This window comes from Nocardia coffeae (assembly GCF_019890715.1).
GTDB lineage: Bacteria > Actinomycetota > Actinomycetes > Mycobacteriales > Mycobacteriaceae > Nocardia > Nocardia jiangxiensis.
Genome location: NZ_JAINZY010000001.1, coordinates 133,849 through 156,583, shown reverse-complemented (window position 1 = coordinate 156,583; position 22,735 = coordinate 133,849). Strand labels below are relative to the sequence as shown.

The window sequence follows — 22,735 nt, the reverse complement described above, 5'->3', positions numbered from 1 at the left end:
GCACCGCGATCACATCGCAATCGCAGTTGCTCACCCCGCGATATGCACAGCGTCGGACCAGGTTTGGATGCGGCCGCCGAAGTTGGTGGCCGTCACGACGCAGACCACATCGGCCTTCCGCTGTGCCACATCGGCATTCGGGATGTCCGCGGAATCGGCTCCTGGTATCGGAGTCATGACCGGAAGCGTCCCCATCCAGCCGAGCGTCGACCAGCCGACCGAGGTGCTCGTCGGCCGGCGTCCGCGAACCGGATCCCACTGCGGCAGATCGCAGTGCAGCGATCCGTTCAGGCGTCGCACGACGGGCTTGCCGGTGGGGAACGGTTCGAATGCGCCGGGCGATCCGAGGAGCCAGTCCTGAAAGGCGGTCGCGTCGGCGAACGCCGCGATCGTGGGGCTGCACGGCTTGCCGAGGGTCTCGCCGCCGAAGCTGAACAGCCCCGCCAGTTCTGCGCGGCCCGCCCGATAGGTCACCGCGGGACTGCCACTGTCACGCCAGCAGGTGCCGACCGAACGGGTGGCGGTGTCCTGCGCGCACATCACCGACTTCGCGTCGACCGTCGCCGGGGTGCCCGCCGCGCAATCGGCCTGCGACACCACCGTCAGGTCGCCCCGGTGCAGCGTGTCGTCGCGGTAGTCGGGATCCTCGAAACCGACGATCTTGCCGGTATTGCCGTGTGCGAAAAGCGAAACCGTCGTGCCGGGCGCGGGACGGCTCGGCGCGATCGGCAGCACGGGCACCCCCGGGACGGACTTGTCGAGCAGGATCACCGCCAGGTCGTTGCGCGCACTGGCGGAACCCACGGTGGGGTCGATCGGCGTCGGCAGGACCGTATAGCCCGGAGCCACGACGATTCCCCGCACACCACGCTCGATTCCGGGATCCTTCGACAGCACGCGGGCGTCGAGGTGGATCCGCATCCGGTTGGGATCGACGTCGGCCACACAATGTCCGGCGGTGACCACGCGATCCGGACCGATCAGTGCCCCACCGCATTCGGCGGTGTCGAACAGCGAACCCGTGCCGACCGGATCGATGGTCGCGACCCACGGCGCGGTGTTCGGGTCGGTGACGGGGGTCCCGTTCGACATGGCCTGCGCGACTCCCGCCGACGGCAGGATCGCGACCGCGGCCGCGATCCCCGCAGCGAGGCCACAACGCGCCCGATTCCTGCGCATACCGTTCCATCCCAGCCCGTTCGTCATGACATCAGTATCGAAAAGCGCTGCGCCGCAACTCTTCCTCCGAGCGGAGGAAATACGACGAAGGGCTCCTCCCACAGGAGGAGCCCACCGGGGTGAGAACGCTCAGAGGGTCACCGGATCGCCGTACACCGCGACCGTGTCGTCCGACAGGGCCGAGGTGGTCGTCAGGGTGGCGTAGGAGCGGATCGCCGCCGGGCCGAGACAGCCCTCGATCCTGATATCGGTCTTGCGGACGCCGATCAGGGCGCGATAGTTCCGCACCGGGCCCGTCGCGAGCGGGACGTCGATGACTGTTCCCGGGTCGAGTTCGACCGAGATCTTCTGCTGGATGGCGATGCCGGGATACAGCACGGCCTGGGAGAACTCCGGCGGCTGGTCCGGATGCGGCGTGACCGTGATCGCGGACTTCGGTGCTCCCGCCCCGTTTATACCCAGGACCGAGATCAGGCCGCTGAGGGTGGTCGACAACTTGCCGAGGGCGACCGCGCAGCCGATCTGGTACCCGATGTGAATCGTGCCGTCCCGCAGCCGGGCGCGTCCTCGGCGGGAGAGCGAGGCGTATGCCTCGTCGGTGACCAGGGCCTCACGCGTCGCCGAGACGCCGGCCGTGAGCCGTTGCACCTGTTCCGCGCGGGCCCCGATGACGAGTGTGCGGCCGTCTGCCGTACGAACGGTTCGCTCGTGCGGTGCGACCTTCGTGACCTCGTGCGCATCGGCGCCGGGCACGGTATCGGCCGCGGCGGGCGGAAGCTGGAGAGCGAGAAATATCGAGGCGACCACACCGGTCGCGATCGTCGATCGTGTACGCATGTGCGGCGATCCGTGTCGTCTACAGCGCGATCGGATCGCCGTAGACGGCCACCGAGTCGTTCGCCTCCGAGGACTCCGCCGCGACGACCGTGTAGGCGCGAATGGCCGCCGGGCCGACGCAACCGTCGATCTTCACGTGCACGTCCCGGTTGGTGACGTACGCCTTGGGGCCTTCGAGGTGCTTCTCGCCCAGCGGCAGATCGACCACCTGTCCGGGCGCGAGGTTCACCGAGAAGCTGGGGCCGATGCTGGCCGAGGGACCGAGGTTCAGCACGGCGCTGGGCGAGAGGATCGCGGCGGTGCCGATGGTCGTCGTGGGCGAGATGGTGATGCCGGGCTCGAAGCCCGCGCTGAACGTCACCCCGGCGGTCACCGAGGTGAGATTCACCGCGCACCCCAGGTGGTATCCGGTCTCGAGCACGACGTCCTTCAGCTTCGTCCCCTTACCGGAGAGGAATCCGTAAGCCTGATTGGTCACGAAGACCTCGCGCGTGCTTCCGATCGAGTTGAGCGGCGCCACCCGGTTCGCCGACTCCTGCTGGTGCCCGACCGTGAGCTTCCAGCCGTCCGGCATGGTCACGCTCTGTTCGTGCGAGGGCAGTCGCAGCATCTCGGCACGGGCGGTCGGGACGCCGATCGACAGGGCGGCCGACACGACGGCCACGGACATCAGGAAACCTGCGCGCATTGTGGGTTCTCCCCCAGAATTCGAAGCTGACCGAACCGGACCCGCGTGGCACGGTCGGACTAACGAACCGGAACGCTAAAGGGGCGAAATATCCCTGACAACAAGCGAGTTCGGCATCGGCGGCAATCGCCGAGGTAAATCCGATCGGACGGATGTACGGTCCGGACGACCGTACTCGGCGCCCCGACGGCCGGGTCAGACGAGTGCGTCCTCGACGATCAGGGTGCGCAGGCGCCGACGGTCGAGTTTGCCCGACGGCAGGGTCGGGATTCGGTCGCTCGCGCACACGTGCCAGCGGGTCGGGACCTTGTACGCGGACAGTTGTTCGCGGGTGCGGGCGCGCAGGGAGTCCAGATCGATATCGGGTGCCGCCGGGACGACCACGGCGCAGACCTGTTCGCCACGGGCCGGGTCCTCGATGCCCAGGACGATGCATTGCCGCACGTCGTCGAAGGATTCGACGACGGCCTCGACTTCTCGCGGGGAGACGTTCGCGCCCGCCGACTTGATCAGTTCGCTGGTGCGGCCGACGTAGAACAGGCGGGGGTCGTCGGCGATGCGGTACACCAGATCGCCGGTGTGGTACCAGCCGTCGGGGTCGAAGACCTCGGAGCGTTCGCGTTTGTTGTATCCGGCCATCACGCCGCGGCCGCGGATGAGCAGTTCGCCGACGTTCCCGTCGGGCGCCTCGGCGCCGTCCGGCGCGACGATGCGAATCTCGGTGTACGCGAAGCTGCCCGCGGTCTCGGTCAGGCTGCGATGCACCGGAAACTGTTCCGGCACACCGGCCATCGCGATATCGAGCGGTCCGTCCCGCAGCATGGGCGCGCTGGACAGGTCGCGCTCGGCGAAGGTGGGATGTTCGCGCAGCCGCTGGGTGAACGCGGGCCAGCCGATCACCCCGACGGCGCGTTCGCGTTCGATGAGGTCCAGTCCGGCTCCGGGATCCAGGCGCGGCAGCACCAGCAGCGTGACCGGTTCGTGCAGCGCTCCGGTCGCGGCCAGGACGCCGCCGATCCAGAACATCGGCATCGCGCACAGGATGCGCGGCGTACCCGGCGCGGCGGTGACGTGCCGGATCGCCGCGGGCCAGGTGCTGGTCTGCCGGACCAGGGTGCCGTGCGTGTGCAGCACACCCTTGGGGTCGGCGGTGGATCCGGAGGTGTGGATCATGATCGCGGGATCCGCCGGTGACACCTCGTTCTCGACCGCGGCGAGGATTTCAAGTGACACCGCGGGCAGGTCGTCGCTCCAGCGGGTCGCCCAGGTGCGGCCCGGGTCCGCGGTCAGCACGACCTCCCGCAGATAGGGCGCCTCGGGCAGTTGCAGTGCACCTGCCGTCGAGGTGCCCAGTCCCCGCAGCGCTGTCTCGAACGTCTCGGCGGTCTCGGTGGCCAGGACCCGACCCGGTGCGACCAGCAGCTGAATATCCGCCAGCCGCAACACTTTCCGAATTTCGGCCGGGGCGTACATCGTGCTCAGCGGCACCGCCACCGCGCCGATGCGGCTGACCGCGAGCCACCACGTCACCCATTCGGGGCCGTTGGTGAAGAACAGTCCGATCCGAGCGCCCTTGCCCACGCCCTTGTGCAGCAGACGACGCGCGATCTGTGCGGAACGTGCGTCCGCCTCGGCGTAGGTGAGCCGATCGTCCGTGGTCACCACATACGGTTCGGGCCCCACCGCGCGGACGCAACGTCGCAGCAACTCGGGGATGGTCGAACCCGGCTCGACGTCTGAAACGGACACCGAACCAGCATAGAGCAAAATTCTCCTATTTGGAGAATGTAATTCTGATCTGCTCAGTCCTCGACCAGTTCCGTTGCGGCAGTATCGGATTCGGCCAACTCCTCGAGCGGTGAATTGCTGGAACGATTCGGCAGCAGCACGGCCATCACGATGACCAGCACCGACAGTCCCGCGGAGACCAGGAATGCCAGCTGCAATCCGTCCAGATTCGCCGAGATCGGATCGGACCCGTGCGCGATCAGCGAGGTCGCGCGGCTGGACATCACCGTGATCACCAGCGCGGTGCCGAAGGCGGCCGCGACCTGCTGCAACGTCCCGAGCATGGAACTGCCGTGCGAGTACAGATGTGGCGGCAGCGCACCCAGGCTCAGCGTGAACACCGGCGTGAAGGCCGCGGCCAGCGACAGCATCAGCAGAATGTGCAGCGCCAGCAGTATCCAGTACGGCGTGGTCAGCGACAGCTGCGTCAGCCCGGCCAGTGCGACGGTGATTCCGATCGAGCCCGGAATCACCAGCAGGCGTCCGCCGAACCGGTCGAACACTCGCCCGATGGTCGGGCCGAGCAGCCCCATCGCCAGACCGCCGGGCATGACCAGCAGGCCGGTCTGGAGCGGGCTCAGATGCCGCAGATTCTGCAGGTACAGCGGCAGCAGCATGGTCGCGCCGAGCATCGCCAGGAAGGCGACCGACATCAGGATCAGACCCTTGGTGTACGCGCCGTGCCGCAGTGTGCGCAGGTCCAGCAGCGGAGTTCCGTTGCGCTGCAGCCGGATCTGCCGCCAGACGAACGCGCTGATCAGCGCGATTCCGGCGACGACGATCAGCACCGGTTCCAGGACGCTGCCCTGACCGAACAGGCTCAACCCGTACACCAGACCGCCGAATCCCAGCGCCGCGAACACCACGCTGATCCAGTCGATCGAGCCGGTCTCCGGTTCGCCGATGTTCTCCAGTTTCCGCAGCCCCAGCCATGTCACGCTCGCCGCGATCGGCAGCACCAGCACGAAAAGCCAACGCCAGGAAGCGATCTGCAGGACCAGACCGGAGATGACCGGGCCCATGGCCGGCGCCACCGAGATGGCCAGGGTGACATTGCCCATGACCCGCCCGCGATCGTGTTCGGACACCACCGTCATCAGCGTGGTCATCAGCAGCGGCATCATCACCGCCGTGCCGCCCGCCTGGACGACGCGTCCGACCAGCAGGAATGCGAAGGAGGGCGAGACCGCCGCGATCGCCGTCCCGGCCAGGAACACGCTCATCGCGATCGTGTAGGCCCGGCGCGTGCTGACCCGCTGCAGGAACCAGCCGGTCACCGGGATGATCGCCGCCATGGCGAGCATGAATGCGGTGGATACCCACTGCGCTGAGATCTCGGTGACGTGCAGATCCGTCATCAGGCGCGGGATCGCGTTGATCATGATGGTCTCGTTCAGGATCACCACGAATGTGGCGAGTACCAGGAGCCGGATGACGACCGGCGTCCGCCGTCCCGTTGGACGAACGTCTAGTTGGGCGGACATCGGGTACCTCCGGAGTGACGATCGGGCATTGAACGATGTGGCCCGGTGCCGGGGATCCGGCATTTTCGGCGCCACCTGAGTACGGACGGGGTTGGTACCCACAACTCATCGGTCGCGCGGAAGTATTCCAGCGATCCCGGCCCGAGTCACTCGATTTTTTCGGTTGCGGGATCGACGTCCGCGCGCTACTCGGGTGACTGTCCGGTGGTCGTCGCCCAGGTCGGACGTGGTGCGCCACCAGCGGATTCCACCGCGGGGCACGGTCGCGGTGGCGCTGGGGGATTCGACTGATTTCGTTGCCGGGCGATAGCATGGAGTCTCGGCGCGGTGTCGTGAACGACGAACGGGATTACCTCCGCGCCCTCGCCGGACCTTCGACTATCGGAGCAGATTCATGGCCGCAGAGTTCTTCCGGATCTCGGGCTCGGACAATATCGTGGCCGAGCGCGGCCCGACCGCACTGCGGATCGTGGTCGGCGGACAGCTGCGCAAACTGCGCGTCGCGGCCGATATCAGTCCGGAACAGGCCGGGGATCGCATTCGCGGTTCGCACGCCAAGATCAGTCGGCTCGAGTTGGGGCGCACGAGTTTCAAGGAACGCGACGTCCGGGATCTGCTGAATCTGTACGGGGTGCGTGATCCCGCCGAGGTCGAGTCGTTTCTCCGGCTCGTCCGCCGGGCCAACGAACCCGGGTGGTGGCATCGCTACGGCGATCTGATGCCCTCCTGGTTCGAGACCTATCTCGGGCTCGAGCATGCGGCGTTGTCCATCCGAACCTTCGAGGCGCAATTGGTGCCGGGTCTGTTGCAGACCGAGGCGTACGCGCGTGCGGTGGTCGCGCTCGGGCACGAGAACGTCGAGGCGACTCGTCGGGTGGAGCTGCGCAAACGTCGTCAGGAACTGCTCGATCGCGCCAGCGGTCCGACGCTGTGGGCGATTCTGGACGAGTCGGTGCTGCATCGCCCGATCGGCAGTACGAAAGTGCTGCGCGATCAGCTCGAACATCTGGTGCGGATGAGCGAGGACAACCTGCGCGTCACGATCCAGGTGCTGCCGTATTCCGCGGGCGGGCATGCGGCCCTTGGTGGTTCGTTCACCATGCTGCGCTTCGCCGAGGACGAACTCCCCGACATGGTCTACACCGAACAGCTGACCAGTTCGCTGTATCTGGACCGCCAGAACGATCTGGAGAACTACCGCCGCGTCATGGACCGGATCAGCGTCCAGGCCGAGACCCCCGATCACTCACGCGAGATGTTGCGCGCGGCGGCCGCGCAACTCTGAGCGGCGTCAGCCCGCGCGGCGGAACACCACCCACCGCATCGCGCAGTACATGAACGCCGCCTCGCAGGCCCCCGATGCGATGCGGGCCAGGTGGTACTCCACGCCCAGGGCCGACAATGCCGCGGATACCCCGAGAATGAACGCCAGATAGTTCAGGACCACGGCGCCGATGTACACCGCGAGCTGCGGCCCCACCGCGGAGTGCGAGCGGAAGTTCAGCGTCCGGTTCAGCACGTAGCTCACCCCGAACGCACAGCCGTATGCCACCGTGACCGCGATCGGCACCGGCCATCCCAGCCCGCTGCGCAGCAGCGTCAACAACAGCAGATCGATCCCGAAGGTCCCGCTGTTGATCACCGCGAACCCCAGAAGGGTCGGCGCCACAACGGTATTCAGCCCGAACGGCAGCCGCGCGACCACCACCTCACAGGCCCGGTGGAACCGCGCGACCGCCCGCGTCGATTCCGTCTTCGCCACAGCGTGCACGTCGCCAAGCTGCCAGTGTGAGGTTGTGTGTGGGTGACCGGTTCGCAAACGACACCTGAACTGCGGGACGATCTTCCCAGGAGCGATAAACGGAACCATCCGCCGCCGTGGTGCGACGCCTAGGGTGCTGTGGTGACTGTTGTCGAGATCACCGCGCGTGTCCGAGTAGGCAGCGGTGTCGAGCAGTTGGTGCGTCATCCGAGACTGCCTCTGGTGGCCGGCGTGGATGCAGAGCGTCCGGCGGTGCACCTGTGGGACTGCGAGGAATTGCGGGATCTCGGGACCGTGGGTGGCGACTCCGAGGTCTACGGGGATGCGTCCGTCTTGGAGCGCGCGCGACGCAAACCCGTAGTGACGTGGCATCCGGAGGAGCCGCTGCTGGTGGTGTCGGGTTCGGGCCCGGTCGTGGGGTGGACGCCCGAGGGGCAATCCGAACTGGGAGATCTTCTGCCCGGCCAGGGCGGCGACCTTCTCGCATTCAGTCCGGACGGTCGAGCCCTGTGGGCGTCACCTTCCTCGGACGGTGCGGATGACGCCTGGGAGCGTTCCGATGCCGTCGACCTCGCCTCGCGAACGATCGGCGCCGGTCCCCGCTGGGACACCGGGATCGCGGCGCATCCGGGCGGTGGGCTGGTGGCGACGCTGAACAGTGATCAAGGCGGGACGCTGGTGGCTTTCGCGCGGGTCGATCAGGAGTGCGTGCCGACCACGATGCGCGTGCTGCGCCGGGCCTTGATCCTGGACGCCGACTGCTACGAGACGCCGATCTTCAGTCCGGACGGGCGGTACCTGGCGATTCGCGGAAATGCGTACGGGAATTCGCTGGCCGTATTCGAATTCCCCTCGCTGGAGCGCGTTCTGGAGACGACCTTGGGGGAACCCGCCCCGGGCGACCACTACTCGCCGGAGTGGATCGCGCAGATGCGTTCGTGGTCACGGCACAACATTGCCTTCGGGGCTCGACCTGGGACGCTGTGGATCGGGACGCCGACCGGGACTCTGGTCGAAGTCGACCTGCACGCGCGCAGTGCCGTCGAACACGACGTGATCGGCTCGCGAGTGACCGCGCTGACCACCACGGCCACCGGCGAACTCGTCGTCGCGACTGCCGAAGGCGACCTCGTGCTCGTATCGGTGGCCGCGGACGCCACGGAAGTCGTTCTGCCGGAGGCTGACTCGCTGCGCGCATCGGTCACCGCCTTCTTGGACTCCACCGAGGACGCTCCCGCCGACAGCGACCTCGAGACCTACGCGTATCTCACCGACGGGCAGCGCAACTGGGAGCCGGAGGACCTGGCTGCGGTCACCACGGCAACTTCGGCGGATCCCTCCTGGCTGCAACTGCAAGCGGCGCACAACAATGCCCGTGATCAGGATGAATAGCGTAGCCGGGCGCGATTCAGCCGAAAGGCGTTGCCAGCAAAGGGATTCGGCGTAGGTCGTCGAGGGTGTAGACGCCCGCGAGGGCGCTGACGGCGCGCATGCAGACGGCGAAGTCGGCCTCGCCGGGATCGAGGTGGTCGAATGCGACGGTGCCCGCCGCCTCGAACGCGGCGCGCAGATCGTCCGGCATATCGGCGAGGTCGGTCTCGAGTACGAGGTCGTCCACGTTGATCCAGAGGAGTTCCTCGCCGTCGGCGCAGTACATCAGGCTGGCGTCCGCATTGATGGAGAAGTAACTCATGGCGGCGATTCGCCCGTCGGCGGACAGCGCCGCCACGTCCTCGGTGGCGCCGAAATCGTCGTAGACGAAGGTCCATTCGCCGATCCGGCCGGCCAGCAGGGCTGTGGAGGAGTCACGCATCGCGTCTCCGAGTGCAGCCCGGGGCAGGGACATGCGCGCCGGTCTGTGGTCCGGTAGTTCGCACGCCTGGAACAGGCGCGGCTTCGCGCCGAGCACCTCCAGCGCCTCGGCCGGTTCGAGCCCCTTGACCACGTGCACGCAGTGGTTCGGGTCATCGTCCTCCAAGCCGCTGATCCACAGCGGAAAGCCTTCGTCGTCAAGCGTATTCGGCGGAAACCCGGGTGTCGTCATAACAACCTCATCTCTCGATCGACCGGGACCATACCCGAGCGTTGTGACAAGTTCGGGTCCGTGATCGGTGCGCTTGAAATCCACCGCTTGAACGGCACCACGAGCAGCCGGTCACGGATGCCGGCGAAGTCCGAACAACGAACGATCCGGCTCCGGTAGCCACACGGCGCCGGCTGCGTTGCTGTTGTAAGTCGCGGTGACGAAGTCGGTCAGTCCGGTGAGTTGTGCATGGGGAGTTGGCATTTCCCGCAACAGCAGCGAGATGGGGTACGCCGGTGTGGGGTTGCGGATGGGGATTCGGCGGATGTTGGCGTGCCAGGGGGTCGTGGTTCCCTCTCCGCCGAAGGTGACCAGTGACGTCGAGTGCGAGATGCGCTCGACGATATTGTCGAATTTGATTCCGGCGGGATGGGATTCGGTATCGATGGAGACTCCGGTGTATGTGCTGAGGTCACGATGGAAGTCACCGACTTCGGAGTCGAATCCGGCTCCGGGCACCCATGCGGTCAGGCTGTCGAGTTCGGCGAGTTCGACGTGATCACGACCGGCGAGCCAATGGTCTCTGCCGACGAGCAGATGGAGAGTGTCGAGGTACGCGGGTAGTGCGGTGATGTGTGCCGGTAGCGGTCGGGCGCTCCAGTGCGCGCGGGCGAATGCGGCATCCACTCGACCGTCGATCACGGCGTTCCGCGATGTCGCCGACGGGGTCATCATGGTGAGTTCGATGTGGGCATCCGGGTGCTGATCGAGATAGAACCGCATCAGATTCGCGTCGGCGATGCGTGCGCCGTGCACCGCGACGCGCAGTACCCGGGACTCGAGTACCGCCGATACCGCACGCGGGTTTTGCCGTTCGTTCGCGGTCGGTATCTTCGGTGGGAGGGGTTGATCAGGTATTTGGTGAAAATTAATGTGTGCAAGGATAATTGGATCGCATGTCCAGGGTGAAGATTCTGATTTCACATGGATTCGCGGGGTGTTTCGGGGCGGTTTTCTCGGTAGAATTCGAACATGGATTCGATGGGGGAGATTGGAGGGTCGACAGCCGATGCGTTGTTGGCTGCGGTAGGTGAGCTGGTCGATGGGTCGCTGACTCCGTTGTCGGATCGTGGGGTGGTGGAGTTGCTGCGTGGTGTGGAGCGTGCTGCACGCATGTTGGTTGCGGTGCAGCATCGGGTGTTGATCGAGGTGGATTCCCGGTCGATTCCGGCGGATTCGGGTGCCAAGACGATCAAACGGTTCCTGATGGAAACCCTGCGCCTGTCGAACGCCGAAGCCGGTGCACGAGTACGCGCGGCGACGAAAGTGGGCACGTTCCGTGATTTGTGCGGTGAGGAGCGTGAGCCCGAATTACCGTGCGCGGCAGCAGCATTGCGGTCCGGGGATATTTCGGTGGAGCACGCGCGGGGTGTTGCGGCGGTGATGGCCAGGATCCCCCGTGCCGCCGACGAAGCCGATCGTGCTGCGGCGGAACAGATCCTGACCGAATTCGCCGAGACCGGGTCTCCTGATGATATGAGCAAGGTCGGCGACAGTATTCTGGCGTATTTGGATCCGGACGGGAAGGTCACCGACGAGTCTGATCGTGCGCGGATGCGTGGTATCAGGATCGGGGGGCAGCGTGCGGATGGGATGTCCCCGATCAGTGGGGAAATTGATCCGATCTTGCGGGCGTTGCTGGACCCGGTGATCGCGAAGTACGCGCGCCCGGGGGTGGGGAATCCGGACGATCCGACCAGCCCTGGTGCGGATGTGGACCGTATGGATTCGGAGTTGATTGCTGCGGCGGCGCAGCGTGATACCCGCACCGCCGCCCAACGCACTCATGACGCGTTCACTCTGTTGCTGGGTGAGCTGGTGGATAGCGACAAGCTCGGCTCGCATCGAGGGATTCCGGTTACCACGGTGCTGACGATGCGGGTGCAGGATGTGGAGCGGCTGTCCGGGGTGGCGACGACCGCGACCGGTGGGACGGTGGCGGTCACTGAGGCGTTGCGGTTGGCGGAGCGGTCCCGCCCGTATCTGGCGGTGTTCGACCACAGTGGTTTACCGCTGCATTTGGGTCGGATGCGTCGCTTGGCTTCACCCGCGCAACGGTTTTCGCTGATCGCTGCGTTGGGTGGTTGTTCGCGGCCTGGGTGTGATGCGCCCGCGTCATTGTGCGCGGTGCATCATGTGCGTGATTTCAGCAAGGGTGGTTCGACTGATATCGAGAATCTGGTGTTGGCGTGTGATCACTGTCATTCGCTGATCAACGACACCGAGACCGGTTGGAGAACTGTTGTCCTGAACGAAGATTCACAGTTCCCCGGCCGGACGGCGTGGATCGCGCCGGAACATATCGATCCGACCGGTACTCCGCGAGTGAACCACCGTCACCGCGCCGGGGAACTGCTGGCGGAGGTCGTGGCGGCCATCCATACTCGTCGGGAACGAGAACACGCCGCACACCGACGCTGGTGGCGCGAACGAAAACCAGGCAATATCGCGGCCTGATCGGGCGCCGTGCTCGCCAATCCCGTGCCGGGTCTCATTGCCCGGCGCGCGGATCTCGGCGCATCCGCACGGCTTCAGCCCTGCTGTCTGTCAGCGCGATAAGCCCTGTCAGCGCGATATATTCGCCAGCCAAGGAAGCTTTCGAAAGATGTTGTCGACAGCGCCGGTTCGCGGTCGATCACGGCAGGTCCAGGCTGGAACGTTTCGTACTTTCTGTCTCCGAGAGGTTATTATTGTCGTGTTCTGATACGGTCGAATCATTGCTCGAGGCGTTATCGATCGTCAGTGCAAGATATTCATTATCTTGACTTGGTTCGAATATGCTGTCAGTAGTCAGGTCGACATTTCGCGGTTCTCTGCAGGTCACCTCGTTTGTGGGCCATTTGAGCAGGATAAGATTTGCTGTGCCGTCGGATAGAAGTTGATTTACGACACGTCGTGTAATTTTCTTTGCGGTCACATCATCGAGTTTGAATTCAGATCCTCTGGCGATCCAGAGGATCTCGTATATTCCGACATCATCTATTTCTAGATGATCCACGGCTTCTTGTAGTAGTCGCTGGTAGATCGCCGGGCTCATTTCGGTCCTCCAAGAGTCGGGTTTCCTGCTAATGGCACTTTAGTGGTACTGCCGTTTTGTGATACCTCGACATAAGGCCCGTGGGTGAGAGGGTTGGGGCGGTTCCCGTCAGTGTATCCGGGCATGACTCTGATCTGGCGTCCGAAATTTTGCGGATCTCGATACACGGTTCCGTCACCACTCTTGCTCGGAGACTGAGTCCAGTCGGACGGTATGCCTTTTGCGACTTCCTCCATGGTCTTCCCGGTGAGTGATTGGGGATCGAATGTCTTCGGATCACGTACATTGGGTAACGCGGCATCGTCGCTGTCGCCGTTTCCTTCTGCGTCGATAATTGCTTTCATAGCAATTATGACGGCTAGGTTCTTGACGGCCTTGTCGAGGTCGATCGAGGGTAGTGCGTGGAAGGCGTCGATGACGCCAACGGCGCCGGCGGTCAGGCTGGCCAGGCCGATGACTTTGGTCATGCTGCTGGCCTGGTAGGTGGTTTCGATTGCCTCGACGGTGGCGATGGCATCGGCTTCGATTGCGGCGGTGGCCGGGGCAGCGGCGGCGCCGAGACTGAACAGAGCTACAACGCCACCGGCGATGGCGATGACTGCGATGGTCAGCTCTAGAGTGTTTATCTTGCTCGAGATGTCGTGGCCGAGGGCCACGGTGGCACCGTGGTAGTCGCCGACTGGCCCCGACATGGCTTTGGCAGCTGTGGAGACGGTATCAGCGCCGGTCTTCAAGGTGGTGAAATGGTCCTGGACCAGCTGCCGGTTGGTGGCGTCGTCCATGTTGTCGAACTGCGCCGAAATCGCCGAGATCTGGCTAGCGGCACCGGTTATCGTGGCATGGTTGGCGAAAGCGTTCCAGGTTGTTTGAGCCTTGTCCAGCTTGGTGGCATCTCCATTGGGGAGTTTTCCGAACGCGGACAGAACTTTTGCTACGAGCTTATCGAAAAACGCTTTGACTCCACCGTGGTCGGTGAATCCGATTCCGTTGTCTGCCACGGACGATGGAAGCTGGACCCGGTACTCACCTACCTGCGGGATACTTGGTTGTGACGGGGCCGGATTGCTCTTGTTCGCGACTCCGTAGTTGTAGCCCATTGCGTACAGGACTGACCCGTAGTTGGTGAGGGCATTGGCCAGGCTGGAACATGCCTGCAGAGTTTGCTGGGCGGACTTGTCGTAGGTCTGGCCCCACTCCTTGCAGCCTGGCGCGTCTCCTGCCATTCCCGTGCATTCACCCTTGACCGCCTGGTGCACAGGTTTGTCTGCTCTGCGCAGGTCGTCGGCGAGATCGTGGCATTTTTTGGCAGCGTCGTAGTAGATCTGCCAGTCGACGATCATGCCTGTCCGGACTGCAGAATTCGGCGGTTGACATCGACCGCGTTCGTGTAGCGGCCATGAGCCTTCTGCGCGGAGTCGCTCACGGCCGCAACGCCATCGGCGAATTCGCGGGCGCTGGCCAACCACGCGGTGTGAGCGCTGTTGTACGCACTCGAGGCCTTGCTCTCCCAGCTGCCACCTGACAGTGCCTGAACCTTGCGATCGAGCTCGTTCAGATGATCGTGCAGGAATTCGGCCAGTCCGTTCAATCGAGCGACTATCCGGTCGAGCTGCTCGAGATCCACGGCGAACTCCGAACTCACGGCAGGTCCAGACTCGAGATGCGAGAAGCGCTGGTGGTATCTGTGGAGTGGTAGGTATCTGCGGTGATACCGAGTTTTTCTGCCAGCGCAGTCAGATCCTGCAGAAGTTGCGTTCCGCCGTCATTGGTTTCGTTCCATCCCGTGGAGAACTCATCGGCGAGATCACCTTTCCAACTGGAGGACAGCAGTTGGTCGACCTCACGAGCGGCCGACGTCAGTGCCTGCCTCATCGTGTCGGCAACCTCGTACGCGTACCGCCCCACCGCCTGAACATCCTCGGGAACGACCGACAGGTCTTGCCCCACCCCGGATGGTCCCCCACTACCACTCATGTGGCAGACCATAGCTCAGCCTGACAGCAGGCTGCTATCGAAGCGCCGGACCAGACGCTCGACAGGTGGTGCGGTCACGGATCGGCATGAGGCATACGCGACAGTGCATGATGTGGCGTTTCAGCGTAGATCGTCATACGACCGTGTCTGATTCGGGCCGCTTCATGGCTGCGTTTGTCGGATTCGAAATTCCTGTCGGACAACGGAACTCCGTGCTCAAGCTGCGGAGGACACCCGGGAACGCAGGTTGCGTAGTGATGTGGGGAGGAATGGTTCGGGGTTGCGGGGGGTGGCCAGGACGTACCACGCGACGAGTAGCACGCTCAACCAGACGTAGGTGTCGCCGTAGATGTGTTGCCAGGCGGTCCAGGCGAATTCGAGGTTGTTGTCGCCGGGGAGTTGGTTCTGGGGGCCGATGACGAAGATCACGGCGGTGGCGAGGGTTACCGCGTACCAGATGAGGGCTGTGCGGAGGGGGAGTTTGGTGGCCGCGCCCACGGCGGCGAGGAGGGCGGGGGCGATCCATACCCAGTGGTGCGACCAGGAGATGGGGGAGACCAGGAGGGTGAAGACCGCGTTGAAGGACATCGCCAGGGGCGGGTTGTCGATCGCGCGGCGCATGGCGGCGACGACCAGGACCAGCAGGACCAGGCTCAGCACCACCCACAGGCCGGTGAAGGCCGGTTCGGGGACCTGCAGCCGGGCCAGCACGCCCTGGATCGACTGGTTGGTGTGGAAGGCCGAGCCGCTGAGCCCGGACACATTGCCCATGCCGCCGAACCAGTACCGCACCGATTCGTGCGGCATCAGCGCGAAGGCCAGCGCACTGGCCGCGGCGCCGGTGATCGCGGCTGTGATCGCCGCCTTGTAGTCGCGGCGGACCAGGAAGTAGAGGACGAATGCGGCCGGGGTGAGCTTGATCGCGGCCGCGAGGCCGACGCCGATGCCACGCTTCCACTTCGGATTCTCGGTCAGGCAGTCCGCGGCGACGAGCACCATCAGGATCAGATTGACCTGGCCGAAGTCCAACGTCGAATGGATCGGTTCGAGCAGCATGCCCAACGGCGCGGCACAGGCAGCCGCCCACAACACGAGTTCGGTGCCGCCGTAACCCCACAGCCGTCGCGCGGCCAGATAGATCGTGACCGCCATCGCCAGTGTCGAGACGATGAAGAAGCTGAGCTGCGCGGCGTTCCACGGCAGCAGGGCGAACGGGCCCAGCGCGATCGCCGCGAACGGCGGATAGATGAACGGCAGACTGATGTCGAGCGTGGTCTTGGGCAGCGACCCGTACATGTCGACCCCGTGCATGGCGGCCTGCACCCCGAGCCGATACACCTGCAGATCGATGAATCCGCGGCTGATCGGCTTCAACGGCCACGACGGAAAGACCAGCCACAGCACCGAAACGGTGAGCAGAGTCGGCGGAGCCAGCCAGGCGACACGACGCATGCGGCGGGTGGCGGTTGGCTGACGAACGGAGGCCGTGACACTAACCATCCGGTAAGAGGTTACCTGCTGTCCACCGGCCCCATCGCACCCCCGTCGGATCGATCGGGCCGCCCTATCAGGCGGGTCCGACCCGTAGCATCGGAAAAGCTATGACGATCATCCGACCACGGCGCCGGACCGATGAGGCGCCGCTGGTGCTGACGACCGAGCCGCCGCGCAGCCTGTCCTTCGCCGATCAGACCGCCTTCTGGGCCAACCTCGGGGTGAGCCTCATCGGCTTCACCGGGGCGGTGTACGTATTGCAGCCCGCCGGGCATCCGCAGTTGCCGATCCTGGGGGCACTGCTGGCGACGGTTCTGGGAACCGTGCTCGGCACCGGGATGGTGGTCGCGGCCGGTGCGGTCGGGGCGCGCACGGGCGCACCGGCGATGGCGAATTTCCGCGGACTGTTCGGGACGAAGCTGTCCTATCTACCGACCCTCGCCAATATCGTGCAGTGCATCGGGTGGGGCGTGTTCGAGCTGACGGTCATCGCGGGCGGAGTTCTGGCGCTGACCCACGGGCGGGTCGGGCATGCGCCGGTGATCATCGCGGCCGGTGTGCTGTGTACCGCGATGTCGATCTGGCCGCTGCGGGTGCTGCATATTCTGCGCCGGTATGTGACTGTGGCCGTGGCGATCTCGATGCTGTACTTCACCGTGCAGCTGCTGCGCAATCCGCTGCCGCCGGTGCACGGTACGTCGTGGAGCGGATTCTTCCCCGGCGTGGACACCGCGTTGGCCGTGGCAGTGTCGTTCGTGCCGTTGGCCGCGGACTACACCCGGCACGCGCGGTCCGCCCGCGCCGCCTCGGGCGCTGCGATGCTGGGTTATTCGGTGGCTCAGACCTGGTGTTATCTCCTGGGTGTCGTCGCGTTGATCCAGGTGGGCGGCGACCCGAACCGGATCTTCGACACCTTCCTGGGCGTCGGGGCGGGGTGGGTTTTCTTCGCGATTCTGGTGTTGCGTGAATCGGATCAGTCCTTCGCCAATGTCTATTCCACGGCGATGTCGCTGCAGAATCTGCTGCCTCGGGTGGACCGCCGGATCCTCGCGGGCGCGGTCGGTGCGCTGGCGACCGTGCTGGCGCTGGGCGTGCACGATTTCACCGGATTCTCGAATTTCCTGCTGCTGATCGGCTCGGTGTTCGTCCCGCTGTGCGCGGTGCTGGTGGTGGACTACTTCTTCGGCCGCGGCCGACGCGGCTGGAATCTGGACGACAACGCGCCGGCCCGCCCGCTCATGCTGCTGCCGTGGCTGCTGGGTTTCGCCGTCTATCAGCTGCTCAATCCCGGTTCGATCAGCTGGTGGGCACAGTTGTGGACGCACGCCCAGAACGCTCTGGACGTGCATCCGGGCTGGTGGTCCTCGGCATCGCTGTTCTCCTTCGTCGTCGCGGGCCTGGCCACCGGTGTGCTGGTGCTCGCCGAACGCCGGTTCACCCGTGCGTGAAGGTGACGATCATCGGGTCTTCGGCATGGGAACGTCCCCGACCGCCGAGCCCGACTGGCCGCCACTGACCCTCGAGGAGATCAACGACGTTCTGCGGAAACATGATTCGCGGAACGACAAGGCCGAGAACATCCGATGGCACAGTCCGCGGCCGTTGTCGACGACTGCTCTGGTTCGGTTCGCAGACGGTGTGCGGCGGGTGGTCAAGCGGGTACCGGTGGGCCTGCGGGATTCCGGTGCGCTCGCCGAGGAACACGCGTTCATGGAACATCTTCGGGCGCAGGGGATTCCGGTGCCCGAGGTGTGGTCGTGCACGGGTGCGGAGTTCAGTTACGAATTCCAGGTTCCGGGCGCCGGGGTCGATCGATATCGGGACGCGTTCTCCTGGTCGCCGTATCTGTCCTGCGAACATGCGGCCGCGGCCGGTGCCATGCTCGCCCGGATACATTGTGCCGCTGAAGGTTACGATGCACCCGCGCGTCCGCTGCGACCGTTGCAGGCGGCGCTGTGCGCCGATCCGGTCGCGGCCGTCGAACGTCATCTCGCCGCCCGGCCCGCTCTCGCGCAGTTCCTGGCCGAACGGGATTGGCGGGCGGATCTGCGCGCGGCCTCCGCACCCGGCGCGGTGGACCTGTCGGGCCTGGAACCGCTATGGACACACAATGATTGGCACGGCACGAATCTCCTGTGGCGCGGCGACGAAATCACCTCGGTGCTGGATTTCGGTCTCGCCGATCGCACCACGGCGGTTTTCGACCTCGCCACCGCGATCGAGCGTTTCGCGATCGACTGGCTCGCATTGCGTCGCGGCGAACCGGTCCGCGTCCACATTCGGCAACTCACCGCATTCCTGCGGGCCTACCGCGCAATCCGTCCGCTCACCGAGTACGAGCGTGTGGCGCTTCCCGAAACCTTCCCGCTGGTCCACATCCATTATGAACTCTCCGAGATCGACTATTTCCTTTCGGTACTGATCAGTCCGAATCGGGAGAATGCCGAAATCGCTTATCGCAGCTATTTTCTGGGGCACCTGCAATGGTCGGCATCCGACCGTGGCCGAGATTTCCGTGCTCTGCTGAGTGAACTCTCGCGCTGACCCCAATTATGGCGGCAACCTGGAGATTCGCATCACACCGGCTCTGCTAAGTTCGGGCCTCATGTGATCGCGTCGCAGCGGCGGCCCAGAGGGAGGAGAGACGTTGGTTATCCCGGAGCCAGGACAGCGGGGGACCTCGGGCATGCCGGCCGGACGATGGGCGGCGCTGATCCGCACCAAATCGGTCGAACAATCGATGCGCGACACCGACGAACCGGATTCGAAGCTGCGCAAGGACCTCACGGCCTGGGATCTGACCATCTTCGGCGTTGCCGTGGTGGTCGGCGCGGGAATCTTCACCCTCACCGCACAGACCGCGGGCAGCGTCGCGGGGCCGTCGGTCTCACTGGCCTTCGTCTTCGCCGCGATCGCCTGCGGGCTGACCGCGCTGTGCTACGCGGAATTCGCCTCGACGGTTCCGGTCGCGGGCAGCGCCTACACCTTCTCCTATGCGACCTTCGGCGAACTGGCCGCGTGGATCATCGGCTGGGACCTCATCCTGGAATTCGCCCTCGCCGTCTCGGTGGTCGCCAAGGGCTGGTCCCAGTATCTGGGCCAGGTGATGGGCTCGCACAGTCCGATCGTGCATTTCGGCTCCGTGTCCTTCGACTGGGGTTCGGTGCTGTTGATCGCGGTGCTCACGGTGCTGCTGGCGATCGGCACGAAGGTGTCCTCGCGAGTGTCGGCGGTCGCGGTGGCGATCAAACTGGCCGTCATCGCCGTGGTGGTCGTCGTGGGGCTGAAGTATTTCAAGGCGTCGAATCTGAGTCCGTTCATCCCTCCGGCGAAGCCGGGCAGCGCCGGATCGGGCATCCACCAGACGCTGTTCTCGTGGATGACCGGCGCCGGGAACAGCGAATTCGGTTGGTACGGACTGCTGGCGGCGGCCAGTCTGGTGTTCTTCGCGTTCATCGGATTCGACGTCGTCGCCACCACCGCGGAGGAGACCAAGGATCCGCAACGCAACGTCCCGCGCGGCATTCTCGGCTCGCTCGCGATCGTGACGGTGCTGTACGTGGTGGTCTCGCTGGTGCTCACCGGTATGGTGCCCTACACCGATCTGGCCGCCAAGGATGCGACCCTGGCCACCGCGTTCGCGGTGCACGGGGTGACCTGGGCCAAGAACATCATCTCCGTCGGCGCGCTGGCCGGTCTGACCACCGTGGTGATGGTGTTGTTCCTCGGGCAGACCCGCGTGCTCTACGCGATGGCGCGCGACGGTCTGCTGCCGCGCGGCCTGGCGCGCACCGGTAAGAAGGGCACGCCGGTGCGGATCACCGTGATCGTCGGCGTGATCTGCGCGGTGCTGGCCGGTTTCGTGCAGTTCGGCACGCTCGAGGAGATGGTCAACATCGGCACGCTGTTCGCCTTCGTGCTGGTGTCGATCGGTGTGCTGATCCTGCGTCGCACCCGGCCGGAACTGCCACGCGGATTCCGGGTGCCGCTGGTTCCGGTCATTCCGATTCTGGCTGTGCTGGCGTGCATTTGGCTGATGTTGAATCTGTCGGTGGAGACCTGGCTGCGGTTCGTGATCTGGATGATCGTCGGGTTCGGGCTGTACTTCACCTACGGCGTGCGGCATTCACTGCTGCGCAAGGCTTCTCGATGACACAGGGGTGAACGTCCCTGCCGTCGTGGATCATCGCGCGGCAGGGAATTCCTGGCGGGTCGGCGGGCGGCGCATGTTGCGCTGCGAGATCGTTTCGGCGGACGCGTACGCCGCCTGGGCCAGCGCGCGGGCGCGGTCCAGTTGATCGAGAATGCTCTCCCAGCCCGGGTGAGCGCCCGGGGTTCCGGGGTGTTCCAGCAGGTCGCGATGGATGCGCAGCAGGGTGCGGGTGACCTCCGCGGTATAGGCCGCCGCGGCCAGCGGTGGCGGCACCGAATCGAGGTCGCCGTAGAGTTCGGCGATGCGATCGGTGAGCCAGTACGCCTCGAAATGCGCTTGGCCGTAGAGGTCCTCGCCCCGCACGGTGACCGCACTGGGGCCGGCGGCGCGAGCGCGATCCTCCAGACTGTCGACATCGGGCGCGGTGGCCAGCGAATCCCGTAGGTCCGCGCCGATCACCCGGTAGAGCAGTCCCGCCAGCATGGCGTGTTCGACTCCGGTGCTGTCCGCGCCGGCCATCGCCCGCTGCCACACCTGCTCCTCGACGGCGTCGGTATCGGCGTGCAGAATCGCCAGTACCGCTCTGAGCTGTCCGTTCGTAGCCATGACTACCTGCTTCCCCGGCGAGTACTGGGCATACATCCAATCGACGGGGCGGGACCCGCCCTGTCGTTTCGAAAGGCTACCTTTTAGCAAACAATTTGCCTATACATCCGGGGTGATGAATTTCGGTCCCCCTCGACTTATGTACTGATCTCGGGGATTGGCCGACGGTATGACGGAATTATGGTGGTAGCTACCGCGCGTGCTGTGTGATTGCTGCGTGATTCGGGTAGTTCGGCGATCTGGTGCGCTGTCGGCGGTTCAGGAAGCGGCGGCTTCGGTCGGCGGGTACAGGCGGTGCACGATGAGTGCCGCGGACAGCAGTCGGGAGCCGGTGGGTTCGCTCGGGTCGGTGCCCGTCAGCTCGGCGATGCGGCGTAGTCGATAACTGAAAGTATTGGGGTGGACATGGATTTCGGCCGCGGCGGCCTTGCGATCCGAGCCGTGCCGCAGGTGGGCGTCGAGGGTTTCGAGCAGATGCGGGCTGCGCAGCAGCGGGGCCACGCGCTCGGCGAGCCGGTCCCGAGCCGCGCCCGGTCGGGTGAGCTGGTATTCCAGCAGCAGATCGTCCAGGAGGTAGGCGCCGGTGGGGCGCCCCAGTAGTCGTGCCAGCGCCGCCAACTCGGTCGCCAGCTGTGTCGCACCGGGTATGGATTCACGTGCGACACCGGGGATTTCGGCGACAACCACACTGGCGCCGAACTGCGTGGCGAGCTCGCGCGCCAGCGTCGAGGACGTGTGGTCGGCGTCGGCGGAACCGTTGGGCAGCAGGATGATTCCGGACGAGCCGTCGAAGGTGTTCAGCACGGCGACTCCGGCGAGTTGATCCAGGGTCTGCTGCAGCAGTCGGATGCGTCGCCGGGTGAGCAGATGCGCCGCGGCGGCGGGATGTTCGGTGCGCGGCAGCTCGATCGCGAGAACCGAATACCGTTCGGCGAGTGCGATTCCGGCGCGCACGGCGAGCTCGCCAGGGATCTGGCCGCGCAGCAGGGCCCGGCACAATGCCCGGCGCGCCTCGCGTTCCGCGTGATGGATCGACTGCTCCATCTCGGCATAGGATTCCACGGTGATCGCATTGATGTGCATCAGCAGGCCCAGCATGCGATCGCCGAAATCCACCAATTGATCCATATCGTCCGGATCGCTCAATGCCACCGCCTCCCGCAGCACCTGCCGCGCCGAGGCGTGCACCGCCTCGACCAGCAGACGTAACGGAAGCCGGTCCTGCGCATGGCGTTCCACCACCGGGACGATGAATTGCGCGGCTTCGTCGTGGGTGAATTCCCGCCCTTGATCCACCGAGTGCAGAAAGGCGTGCGCACATCCGTGGATGGCGGGCAGAACCTCGCGGAAATGTCCGTCCGGGAGATCCGCCGCCGGTGGTGTCGCACCCAGTCCCGAGGCCAGGATGCGCTCGGCTATCCGGGGGAGACGATCGAGCATGCGCATGGCGATACTGGCGCGTCGAGACGTGCTGGGCAGGGCGTCGGACATGTCGCCGATTGTGATCGGAAACAGCAGGCAGGGCAAGGTTTCGCTGTGCCGGTACGGGATTTTGTATTGCGAGACAATCTCATCCCGGATATCTGTACATATGAGTGCAGTGACAGTGCTCTCTCACCCGGCATACATTTCGATCCGAACTCCACCAAG

21 protein-coding genes are annotated in these 22,735 nt (G+C 65.1%); 6 read left to right on the top strand and 15 right to left on the bottom strand.

Annotation, left to right across the window (positions count from 1 at the left end):
• Positions 1–30: 30 nt before the first annotated feature.
• The 5 genes from K7711_RS00695 to K7711_RS00675 form a co-directional block, all read right to left on the bottom strand.
• Positions 31–1,206 carry a S1 family peptidase gene (locus K7711_RS00695; protein WP_222963916.1) on the bottom strand — a complete coding sequence of 392 codons (1,176 nt, stop codon included), beginning with the start codon at positions 1,204–1,206 and terminating at the stop codon, positions 31–33.
• Between the two features lie 102 nt (positions 1,207–1,308).
• Positions 1,309–2,016, bottom strand: coding sequence for an MspA family porin (locus K7711_RS00690; RefSeq protein ID WP_222963914.1), 708 nt, complete (start codon positions 2,014–2,016; stop codon positions 1,309–1,311).
• A 19-nt stretch (positions 2,017–2,035) separates the two neighbouring features.
• Entirely contained in the window at positions 2,036–2,704 is a 669-nt protein-coding gene (locus tag K7711_RS00685; RefSeq protein WP_222963912.1) for an MspA family porin, read from the bottom strand.
• A gap of 195 nt (positions 2,705–2,899) precedes the next feature.
• Complete coding sequence (locus K7711_RS00680) at positions 2,900–4,453, bottom strand: class I adenylate-forming enzyme family protein (protein ID WP_222963910.1); 1,554 nt, start codon at positions 4,451–4,453, stop codon at positions 2,900–2,902.
• A 53-nt stretch (positions 4,454–4,506) separates the two neighbouring features.
• On the bottom strand, positions 4,507–5,976 hold the full coding sequence (locus tag K7711_RS00675) for an MDR family MFS transporter (RefSeq protein WP_222963908.1): 1,470 nt from the start codon (positions 5,974–5,976) through the stop codon (positions 4,507–4,509).
• A gap of 394 nt (positions 5,977–6,370) precedes the next feature.
• Here K7711_RS00675 and K7711_RS00670 point away from each other — a divergent pair, with 394 nt between their 5' ends.
• Positions 6,371–7,261: a Sco1979 family transcriptional regulator gene (locus K7711_RS00670; RefSeq protein ID WP_222963906.1), complete on the top strand. Its 891-nt coding sequence runs from the start codon at positions 6,371–6,373 to the stop codon at positions 7,259–7,261.
• Between the two features lie 6 nt (positions 7,262–7,267).
• Here K7711_RS00670 and K7711_RS00665 read toward each other — a convergent pair whose 3' ends face one another.
• Positions 7,268–7,738 carry a GtrA family protein gene (locus K7711_RS00665; RefSeq protein ID WP_308014373.1) on the bottom strand — a complete coding sequence of 157 codons (471 nt, stop codon included), beginning with the start codon at positions 7,736–7,738 and terminating at the stop codon, positions 7,268–7,270.
• A gap of 141 nt (positions 7,739–7,879) precedes the next feature.
• Between K7711_RS00665 and K7711_RS00660 the strand changes: the two genes are divergently transcribed.
• Positions 7,880–9,130, top strand: a complete 1,251-nt coding sequence (locus K7711_RS00660; RefSeq protein WP_308014372.1) for a TolB-like translocation protein — start codon at positions 7,880–7,882, stop codon at positions 9,128–9,130.
• 16 nt (positions 9,131–9,146) lie between these two features.
• Here the strand turns inward: K7711_RS00660 and K7711_RS00655 are convergent, their stop codons facing one another.
• Positions 9,147–9,782 carry a DUF6461 domain-containing protein gene (locus tag K7711_RS00655; RefSeq protein WP_222963902.1) on the bottom strand — a complete coding sequence of 212 codons (636 nt, stop codon included), beginning with the start codon at positions 9,780–9,782 and terminating at the stop codon, positions 9,147–9,149.
• A gap of 111 nt (positions 9,783–9,893) precedes the next feature.
• Positions 9,894–10,745 (bottom strand): LysR substrate-binding domain-containing protein, encoded by an 852-nt coding sequence (locus K7711_RS47240; protein WP_308014371.1) that lies wholly within the window; start codon positions 10,743–10,745, stop codon positions 9,894–9,896.
• 48 nt (positions 10,746–10,793) lie between these two features.
• Here K7711_RS47240 and K7711_RS00645 point away from each other — a divergent pair, with 48 nt between their 5' ends.
• Positions 10,794–12,278, top strand: coding sequence for an HNH endonuclease signature motif containing protein (locus tag K7711_RS00645; protein ID WP_235746499.1), 1,485 nt, complete (start codon positions 10,794–10,796; stop codon positions 12,276–12,278).
• Between the two features lie 178 nt (positions 12,279–12,456).
• Here K7711_RS00645 and K7711_RS00640 read toward each other — a convergent pair whose 3' ends face one another.
• The 5 genes from K7711_RS00640 to K7711_RS00620 form a co-directional block, all read right to left on the bottom strand.
• On the bottom strand, positions 12,457–12,858 hold the full coding sequence (locus K7711_RS00640) for a hypothetical protein (protein WP_222963896.1): 402 nt from the start codon (positions 12,856–12,858) through the stop codon (positions 12,457–12,459).
• Entirely contained in the window at positions 12,855–14,198 is a 1,344-nt protein-coding gene (locus tag K7711_RS00635) for a hypothetical protein (RefSeq protein WP_222963893.1), read from the bottom strand. The genes K7711_RS00640 and K7711_RS00635 overlap by 4 nt, the downstream gene beginning before the upstream one ends.
• Complete coding sequence (locus tag K7711_RS00630) at positions 14,195–14,500, bottom strand: WXG100 family type VII secretion target (RefSeq protein ID WP_222963891.1); 306 nt, start codon at positions 14,498–14,500, stop codon at positions 14,195–14,197. Before K7711_RS00630 ends, K7711_RS00635 begins: the two co-directional genes overlap by 4 nt.
• The gene (locus tag K7711_RS00625) at positions 14,497–14,805 is read right to left on the bottom strand and encodes a WXG100 family type VII secretion target (RefSeq protein ID WP_308014370.1); all 309 of its coding nucleotides are present in this window, start codon (positions 14,803–14,805) and stop codon (positions 14,497–14,499) included. Before K7711_RS00625 ends, K7711_RS00630 begins: the two co-directional genes overlap by 4 nt.
• Before the next feature lie 243 nt (positions 14,806–15,048).
• Positions 15,049–16,332, bottom strand: a complete 1,284-nt coding sequence (locus tag K7711_RS00620; RefSeq protein ID WP_222963887.1) for a glycosyltransferase 87 family protein — start codon at positions 16,330–16,332, stop codon at positions 15,049–15,051.
• A gap of 101 nt (positions 16,333–16,433) precedes the next feature.
• Here K7711_RS00620 and K7711_RS00615 point away from each other — a divergent pair, with 101 nt between their 5' ends.
• From K7711_RS00615 to K7711_RS00605, 3 genes are all read left to right on the top strand, one after another.
• The gene (locus K7711_RS00615; RefSeq protein ID WP_222963885.1) at positions 16,434–17,774 is read left to right on the top strand and encodes a purine-cytosine permease family protein; all 1,341 of its coding nucleotides are present in this window, start codon (positions 16,434–16,436) and stop codon (positions 17,772–17,774) included.
• Positions 17,775–17,799: 25 nt separating this feature from the next.
• A complete protein-coding gene (locus tag K7711_RS00610; protein ID WP_222963883.1) occupies positions 17,800–18,870 on the top strand; it encodes a phosphotransferase enzyme family protein in 1,071 nt (356 codons plus the stop codon).
• 142 nt (positions 18,871–19,012) lie between these two features.
• Entirely contained in the window at positions 19,013–20,479 is a 1,467-nt protein-coding gene (locus K7711_RS00605) for an amino acid permease (protein ID WP_222966504.1), read from the top strand.
• 30 nt (positions 20,480–20,509) lie between these two features.
• Here the strand turns inward: K7711_RS00605 and K7711_RS00600 are convergent, their stop codons facing one another.
• Together K7711_RS00600 and K7711_RS00595 are read right to left on the bottom strand one after the other, a co-directional pair.
• Positions 20,510–21,085 carry a hypothetical protein gene (locus K7711_RS00600; protein WP_222963881.1) on the bottom strand — a complete coding sequence of 192 codons (576 nt, stop codon included), beginning with the start codon at positions 21,083–21,085 and terminating at the stop codon, positions 20,510–20,512.
• A gap of 258 nt (positions 21,086–21,343) precedes the next feature.
• On the bottom strand, positions 21,344–22,576 hold the full coding sequence (locus K7711_RS00595; protein ID WP_222963879.1) for a PucR family transcriptional regulator: 1,233 nt from the start codon (positions 22,574–22,576) through the stop codon (positions 21,344–21,346).
• Positions 22,577–22,735 lie beyond the last annotated feature (159 nt).

What these genes read in the sequence shown, in the direction of transcription:
- K7711_RS00695 (WP_222963916.1), bottom strand. Translation starts at nt 1,206, where the DNA reads ATGACGAACGGGCTGGGATGGAACGGTATGCGCAGGAATCGGGCGCGT.
- K7711_RS00690 (WP_222963914.1), bottom strand. Translation starts at nt 2,016, where the DNA reads ATGCGTACACGATCGACGATCGCGACCGGTGTGGTCGCCTCGATATTT.
- K7711_RS00685 (WP_222963912.1), bottom strand. Translation starts at nt 2,704, where the DNA reads ATGCGCGCAGGTTTCCTGATGTCCGTGGCCGTCGTGTCGGCCGCCCTG.
- K7711_RS00675 (WP_222963908.1), bottom strand. Translation starts at nt 5,976, where the DNA reads ATGTCCGCCCAACTAGACGTTCGTCCAACGGGACGGCGGACGCCGGTC.
- K7711_RS00670 (WP_222963906.1), top strand. Translation starts at nt 6,371, where the DNA reads ATGGCCGCAGAGTTCTTCCGGATCTCGGGCTCGGACAATATCGTGGCC.
- K7711_RS00655 (WP_222963902.1), bottom strand. Translation starts at nt 9,782, where the DNA reads ATGACGACACCCGGGTTTCCGCCGAATACGCTTGACGACGAAGGCTTT.
- K7711_RS00645 (WP_235746499.1), top strand. Translation starts at nt 10,794, where the DNA reads ATGGATTCGATGGGGGAGATTGGAGGGTCGACAGCCGATGCGTTGTTG.
- K7711_RS00640 (WP_222963896.1), bottom strand. Translation starts at nt 12,858, where the DNA reads ATGAGCCCGGCGATCTACCAGCGACTACTACAAGAAGCCGTGGATCAT.
- K7711_RS00635 (WP_222963893.1), bottom strand. Translation starts at nt 14,198, where the DNA reads ATGATCGTCGACTGGCAGATCTACTACGACGCTGCCAAAAAATGCCAC.
- K7711_RS00620 (WP_222963887.1), bottom strand. Translation starts at nt 16,332, where the DNA reads ATGGTTAGTGTCACGGCCTCCGTTCGTCAGCCAACCGCCACCCGCCGC.
- K7711_RS00615 (WP_222963885.1), top strand. Translation starts at nt 16,434, where the DNA reads ATGACGATCATCCGACCACGGCGCCGGACCGATGAGGCGCCGCTGGTG.
- K7711_RS00610 (WP_222963883.1), top strand. Translation starts at nt 17,800, where the DNA reads ATGGGAACGTCCCCGACCGCCGAGCCCGACTGGCCGCCACTGACCCTC.
- K7711_RS00605 (WP_222966504.1), top strand. Translation starts at nt 19,013, where the DNA reads ATGCCGGCCGGACGATGGGCGGCGCTGATCCGCACCAAATCGGTCGAA.
- K7711_RS00600 (WP_222963881.1), bottom strand. Translation starts at nt 21,085, where the DNA reads ATGGCTACGAACGGACAGCTCAGAGCGGTACTGGCGATTCTGCACGCC.
- K7711_RS00595 (WP_222963879.1), bottom strand. Translation starts at nt 22,576, where the DNA reads ATGTCCGACGCCCTGCCCAGCACGTCTCGACGCGCCAGTATCGCCATG.